The organism is Roseburia faecis (assembly GCF_001406815.1).
Classification (GTDB): domain Bacteria; phylum Bacillota; class Clostridia; order Lachnospirales; family Lachnospiraceae; genus Roseburia; species Roseburia faecis.
On sequence record NZ_CVRR01000017.1, the window covers coordinates 21,409 to 28,111 of the forward strand.

The 6,703-nt window shown below is 42.0% G+C and carries 8 protein-coding genes; 5 read left to right on the forward strand and 3 right to left on the reverse strand.

Features of this window, described 5'->3' with window-relative positions; all coding sequences use genetic code 11:
* Positions 1-15: 15 nt before the first annotated feature.
* Complete coding sequence (locus M72_RS06935) at positions 16-1,047, forward strand: D-alanyl-D-alanine carboxypeptidase family protein (RefSeq protein WP_055067700.1); 1,032 nt, start codon at positions 16-18, stop codon at positions 1,045-1,047.
* A gap of 31 nt (positions 1,048-1,078) precedes the next feature.
* Here M72_RS06935 and M72_RS06940 read toward each other — a convergent pair whose 3' ends face one another.
* Positions 1,079-2,158 (reverse strand): HD-GYP domain-containing protein, encoded by a 1,080-nt coding sequence (locus M72_RS06940; RefSeq protein WP_261291798.1) that lies wholly within the window; start codon positions 2,156-2,158, stop codon positions 1,079-1,081.
* 94 nt (positions 2,159-2,252) lie between these two features.
* Between M72_RS06940 and M72_RS06945 the strand changes: the two genes are divergently transcribed.
* Positions 2,253-3,632: an RsmF rRNA methyltransferase first C-terminal domain-containing protein gene (locus M72_RS06945; protein ID WP_055067702.1), complete on the forward strand. Its 1,380-nt coding sequence runs from the start codon at positions 2,253-2,255 to the stop codon at positions 3,630-3,632.
* A gap of 11 nt (positions 3,633-3,643) precedes the next feature.
* Here the strand turns inward: M72_RS06945 and M72_RS06950 are convergent, their stop codons facing one another.
* Positions 3,644-4,663 carry a sensor histidine kinase gene (locus tag M72_RS06950; protein ID WP_243130417.1) on the reverse strand — a complete coding sequence of 340 codons (1,020 nt, stop codon included), beginning with the start codon at positions 4,661-4,663 and terminating at the stop codon, positions 3,644-3,646.
* 83 nt (positions 4,664-4,746) lie between these two features.
* On the opposite strand from M72_RS06950, the gene M72_RS17605 reads away from it, so the two are divergent.
* The gene (locus M72_RS17605; RefSeq protein ID WP_261291799.1) at positions 4,747-4,893 is read left to right on the forward strand and encodes a hypothetical protein; all 147 of its coding nucleotides are present in this window, start codon (positions 4,747-4,749) and stop codon (positions 4,891-4,893) included.
* 54 nt (positions 4,894-4,947) lie between these two features.
* On the opposite strand, the gene M72_RS06955 is transcribed toward M72_RS17605, so the two are convergent.
* Complete coding sequence (locus M72_RS06955) at positions 4,948-5,655, reverse strand: LytR/AlgR family response regulator transcription factor (protein ID WP_055067704.1); 708 nt, start codon at positions 5,653-5,655, stop codon at positions 4,948-4,950.
* Between the two features lie 121 nt (positions 5,656-5,776).
* Between M72_RS06955 and M72_RS06960 the strand changes: the two genes are divergently transcribed.
* Both M72_RS06960 and M72_RS06965 read left to right on the forward strand, forming a co-directional pair.
* Complete coding sequence (locus M72_RS06960; RefSeq protein WP_055067705.1) at positions 5,777-5,923, forward strand: cyclic lactone autoinducer peptide; 147 nt, start codon at positions 5,777-5,779, stop codon at positions 5,921-5,923.
* A 2-nt stretch (positions 5,924-5,925) separates the two neighbouring features.
* Entirely contained in the window at positions 5,926-6,537 is a 612-nt protein-coding gene (locus M72_RS06965) for an accessory gene regulator ArgB-like protein (RefSeq protein WP_055067706.1), read from the forward strand.
* Positions 6,538-6,703: the final 166 nt, after the last annotated feature.

Here is a 6,703-nt window from a genome sequence, read left to right on the forward strand (position 1 = left end):
ACAGGAGATAAGAAAATGCAGAAACGAAAAAACAGATGGTACATAGCCGTTGCAGCAGTTGTAATTTTAGCAGTTGTTCTGGTATTGGCAGTTGTGCCGGGGAAAAAGGGAAAGAACAAAAAAGATCCAAAGATGATTGAGCCGACGCAGCAGGAGCAGGCATCGGAAATACCGACGGAAACAGAGGAAGTATTTGATTATTCCGCTACGGAGACCGCAGAGACAAAATCGCTTCCGAAGTCCGTTGTCAGCAAGCAGGGAATTCTCATTGATGTGGATGCCGGAACGATTCTGGCTGGAAAAGATGCATTGAAACGTATGATTCCAGCATCTATGACCAAAATCTTTACCGTGCTGGTAGCAGCGGAAAATATTAAGCCAGAGCAGCTGGACGAGCTGGTTACCATCAGTATTGATGCCACAGATTTCAGTTATAGTAATGACTGTAGCAATACCGGATATGAAGTGGATGAGCAGGTAACGGTAAGGGATCTGTTTTATGGAACCATTTTGCCATCAGGGGCAGATTCTGCGGTTTCTCTGGCAACTTATGTGGCCGGTTCACAGGAAGCATTTGTGGATATGATGAATCAGGAACTGGAAAAAATGGGATTGTCGGAGACCACACATTTTACCAACTGTGTCGGTATATACAATGATGACCATTACAGTACACCATATGATATGGCAATGATTTTAAAAGCCGCAATGGACAATGATCTGTGCAGGGAAGTTCTTGGAACGCGAACCTATACGACATCAAAATCCAAACCACATCCGGATGGGATTACAATATCCAACTGGTTTTTGCGGAGAATTGAAGATAAGGATACACACAGTGAAATTATCGGGGCAAAGACAGGCTTTGTGAATCAGTCCGGAAGCTGTGCGGCAAGTATGGCACAGACACCGGATGGAAAAGAGTATATCTGTGTGACTGCAGGGTCCACCAGCAGCTGGCGCTGTATCTATGATCATGTGGATATTTACGATGCGTTTCTGCCGGAGACGGCACAGCCTTTTGAAAGTGAAGAGGTAACACAATAAAAAAGGAACAGCGAAAGCTGTTCCCTGTTGTTTAAAGAATGATGATATTGGCACAATTGATATCTTCTCCAAGGTTGTAAACGTTACCGCTGGTAAGCCCGACAACCACAGGACGGAGAATATAGTGCGGAATATTTTTGACCACACGCGCCTGTTCGCCGTTACTCAGTTCCACGATGCTGTCTACCGGATATAGAATCATGCTTTCAAGGAAGCTTTTCATGGCAGTTATGTCGAGTTCCATGGTCATGGACATAATCATTTCCACGGCATCTCTCTGGGAATAGGCTTTTTTATAGGGGCGTTCGGTAACCAGGGCATCATAGATATCCGATACGGACAGAATCTTGGCATAGGGGCAGATTTTCTCTGCGGACACACCCATCGGGTATCCGCTTCCATTGATCTTTTCATGGTGTTGCAAAACACCAAGGCAGACAGCCGGAGAAAATTCCGGACGATCCTTGATCATGTTGTAACTGTATGTCGAGTGCTGCCGCATAATGGCAAATTCATCATCATCAAGTTTGCCCGGTTTGTTTAAGATAGCATTTGGAATTTTGGTTTTTCCAATGTCGTGCAGCAAACCACAGACACCGATTTCCCGTACTTCTTCGGGAGAGAGTCCCTGCTGCTTGGCAACGATCATGGAAATGGTTGCTACATCCACGCTGTGTTTGAAGGTGTATTCGTCACTGGTTTTGAGCGTGGAGATATCAATTGCGATGGCATCATTGCTTTTAATGGAACGCATCAGGTCATCGGCAATGCTCTCTGTGGTGGCAACCATTTCCTCGGAGGTCGTATTGTTGTAGATAAACTGGATACCGGTAGACACACGTTCACGGATACTGGCAGAAAGGGTAACTTTTGCGCGGTCTTCGGTACGGAGCCGTTCGATATTTTTTTCTGCTTCCGGAGAAGTAGGAATCTGTTCAGGATTTTCCTCTTCTTCCCCCTCCTGGATGTAAACAGACATAATACCCAGTTTCAACAGGGAATCAATCATATAATCATCCAGTTCGGCACCTCTGGCAACGAGATTACGTCCCAGACGGTCAACGACCGGATGATCGAGCTTCATGCCCGGTTTTAATTGTCTTGTTCTCATGTACTTTCGTTGTATCATGTTTATATTTTACTATTTGTTGGATATTTTGCCAAGTTTTTTTGGAAAACTTTAGGAGAAATTTAGGAGAAATGATATGCTTCCACAACTTTTTTTAGATCGAATGAAACAAATGCTGGAGGAAGAATACCCGGCATTTCTAAACAGTTACGAAGATGCGCGTTATCAGGCACTGCGGATCAATCCGTCAAAAACTGACCGGAATCGGTTTGCTGAGGAAACTTCCTTTCACCTGCAGCCGGTGCCATGGGAAGCGAACGGGTTTTATTACGAAAAGGAAGATCAGCCGGGAAAACATCCGTATCACGAGGCGGGCGTGTACTATATTCAGGAGCCGAGTGCCATGGCACCGGCTGCATATCTGGATGCGCAGCCGGGCGAAAAAGTTCTGGATTTATGTGCGGCACCGGGGGGCAAAAGTACACAGATTGCGGCAGCGATGCAGGGGAAAGGGCTCCTTGTCAGCAATGAGATTCATCCGGCGCGGGCAAAGATTCTTTCCGAGAACATGGAACGGATGGGTGTAAAAAATGTGATGGTGACAAACGAGAGTCCGCAGACACTTGCGGGAATGTTTACGGAATATTTTGACCGGATCATGGTAGATGCCCCGTGTTCCGGGGAAGGAATGTTTCGCAAAAATGAACAGGCATGTGAGGAGTGGAGTCCTGAGAATGTTCAGATCTGTGCGGCGCGGCAGCAGGAAATTCTTGCATGTGCGGCCTCCATGCTTCGGCCGGGAGGACGTATGGTTTACTCTACCTGTACCTTTGCACCGGAGGAAAACGAGGGAACGATCAGCCGTTTTCTGGAACAGCATCCGCAGTTTCATATTGTGCCGGTGAAAAAATATCCGGGAATGGCAGACGGTGTAGCGGCATGGACAAAACATCCGGCAGCGGAGATAGGAGATACGATCCGGTTATTTCCGCATCATCTGCACGGAGAGGGACATTTCGTTGCGGTTCTGGAAAAAGAGGGAACCGTTTCGGAAAATTACCGGGGATATTGTGCGAATGGAGAAGAAAAACCGCTAGCAAAGGGAGAAGCAAAAGCGTATCTTGCAGGATTACAGGAGTTTCTTGGAAAGATACCGGCAGATGATGCCGGGAGGTTGCTTCTTTTTGGAGAGCAGCTGTATCTGATGCCGGAACATATGCCGGCAACCAGACGGCTGCATGTGCTGCGTCCGGGCCTGCATCTTGGCACAGTTAAAAAGAACCGGCTGGAACCGGCACACGCACTGGCGCTTGCAATTTCTCCGCAGGAAGCATGCCACAGCTGGAATCTGTCTGTGGATGAAGCACGCGCGTATCTGGCCGGGCAGACGTTTCCGGCAGAAGGGGAGAAGGGCTGGTATCTGATCACGGTAGATGGATACAGTCTCGGCTGGGGCAAACTTGCAGGTTCTGTGATGAAGAATCACTACCCGAAGGGGCTGCGGAAGCTGCTCTAAAAGAAGTCTGATTATTGTTTTAAGGTTATGATTGTGTGAAAAGTAGCGGAATCCGTATCATAGTACATTTGCATGTCCCCCTGATATTGTTTCACTACTTTTCGGATACTTTTAATTCCAAAGCCGTGTCTGGTTTTATCCGGTTTATTTGAAATCGGATAACCATCGGGATCACATTTGGGCATGATTCGGCAGGAGTTGATCAAAACAAGCACAACAAAAGGCAGGTTTTCTTTTTTTTGTGCTGTAAGTTCGATAAAAGAATCAGGAATGTGCTCTGCCGCTTCTACTGCATTGTCCAGTAAATTGCAGAAAAGAGAAGTCAGGTCATTCTGGTGCAGATGTACAAACGCGTTGCTTCGGATGTCCGCGTGAAAATCAATACCTTTTTCTTTACATTGCCGCTGATAACGACTGAGAATTGCATTCAGCATTGCATCGTCACAGATACGGGAGGTTTCCTTTAAGTCAGAACCGTTCATAAGACTTTGAATATAGGCAGTTATTTTTTCATTTTTTCCTTTTTCGTTTAAAAGTTCAATGGATTGTAAATGTTTTTTTAAATCATGAATGAGAATATTCTGGTTCTCATATTGAGACAACAGCATTTCATAATATTCTGCAGTATCTGCTTCTTTTTGAAGCATCAATTGCATTTCTGTAAATTCACGACTTTTTTTCTGATTGTACTGATCAATTCCAAACACCAGCAGGTTGCTTAATAGAAGCAAAACAGCACAGAACGTTACCATAATTGTAGCCGGAAAAACCAAAGAAATTGTCTCTTCAATGACTAAAAAAGTAAACATCACAAAAATCGAAGAAATTGGGATTAATAGCAGGAATAGACACGAACGGTCAAAGGTTTCCTGTTTTGTGCTTTTTGATTTTAAAAAAGCCGTTAAAATATACACGATGGAAAAAAACATCCCTTTGCTGATGATGCCGTAAAAGACAAGACCAAGAGCGTCCGCCCCGGGAAAATGAGGGAATAATTTTACAATGAGACCAGTAGGAGCCAGTTCTGACATCGCCATAATTGCAGTCAGTATAAGGGCATGAAAAAATGCCAGTGGGAGTGTAAGTTTAAATTGTATAAAAAGAAAAAGGATGTTTGCCACACAAAAAAGGAGCAGATTCAGATACGGCTGCTGCAATAAAGAAAACAAAAACAGGAGAAAATATAAGGTACCAAGCATCAGAACCCGTGAGAGGGCAGAACGTTTGGAAAGAAAAAGATTTCCAGTATACAGCCATGTGATCATAGACTCAATAAAAAAACTGAAAAATAAGATTAGAATATGTTCCATGTGTTTTACCTCGTACTTTCAAGATATAAAAAATAAGCATTTTTAAATGCACTGTATTTTCTTCGCGTCAGATAGGCAGTGAGCTGTTGGTCGGTCAGATGCACCGTTGTATGGTCAAAATCAGTTACATGCTTAAAATTAACGATGAAGCTGCGGTGTGTCTGGAAAAAACAGTTTTTGGGAAGCAGTTCTGCCCAGTAATTCATATTCTGAACAGAAACAAAATTCTGAGAGGTGGTATGAACAATGACCTTTCGTCCCTGTGCTTCTACTGCAATAATTTGTGAGGCAGGAAAAATATAGGTCATTTGTTTGGTTTCAATCGGAATTTTGACAGTTATGGCATTAAAATAAACCAGAGCATCTTTCATATTCCGAAAAAAACGGCTGAGATCAAGTGGTTTGGAAAGATAACGAAATACATGAAAACGCATGGCATCATCCAGATATTCCGCGTATGAGGTTACCACAAAAATGAGAATGTTTTTGTTTTGCTTTTTTAATTCATTTCCTACATAAATACCGTTTACACCAGGCATTTCGATATCCAGAAAAACAAGATCTTTCTCACCGTTGTCGGCAAGTAAATCTTCTCCACAGGAAAAAGATACGATTTCCGGGCATTTGATATGGTGATGTTCAAAATAGAATTGAATATAATTATGTAATTGTTCGACCATCAGAGGATCGTCATCACAGATTAAAATACGCATGGTTCATCCGTCTTCCTATTAAAATAATTTCTATATATTATATCACTTTGAAAAATTTAATACAAAAATATGTGTATGAAAAGACAGGTTTATGTCAGTTTTGGTCGAAAATAGGAAAAACATGAAAAAGCAAATAAAGGAATCTATGGCAAAAGGTGTGAAGACGGCACTGGATATGGTATTGCGCACAGAAGCAAACAGTACATCCTGTTGTCTTTTGTATCAGCCTAAAGCACCCGAAGGATTAAGAAAGTACAGGAGAATGTAATTATGAAAAGATACACAGAGACAGTGGTTGATTGGATGATCAGGCAAAAGGTAATTAATGAGAAAGAAAAAGAACTGTATGGATATGCATTATACAGTGTGGGGTTGTTGATATTGCCATTATTGTTCGCTGTGGGAATTGGTTTTATTCTTGGGAGCATAAAAAGTGGAATTGCACTTGTAGTCCCTTTTATGATTCTTCGAAAATATAGTGGCGGATATCATGCAAAGACATTTTCTCATTGTGCAATCGGCTCCATTTTACTTCTGTTTTTGTGTATCAAATTTTCCATGCAAATAAAATGTGATTGGAAGTTATTGTTTGTCACTGTTATTGCATCAGTCAGTTTAATCAAATTCAGTCCTATGGATCATGAAAGCAGGAGGCTGGATGAAGCAGAGAAATACAGATATAAAAAAATCGTAATTGGTTTGGTGTGCACATTAGACATGTTATGTATCATTTTATTTATACAGGGATATCATAATCTGATTATCAGTATGTGTGTTGGAATACAAATGACAGCAGGAGTGCAACTTCCAATTATTATTAAATCTATGACACACAATGACCAAAAAAGAGCTTTAAATGTCGTTTGGTGTAAAAAAAATTGAAATTTTACAAAAATAAGGATAGTTTAAGGGTGTTACTGGTTTTCATTTTAGAACGATTATTATATTCAAAGCATTAAAAAATCAAATAGGTAATTGCGAAACTCGCGATGCTCGTTCGCAAACTTGAATCAAAATAGAAACAGAATTGAGCATAGCATGATTTTAA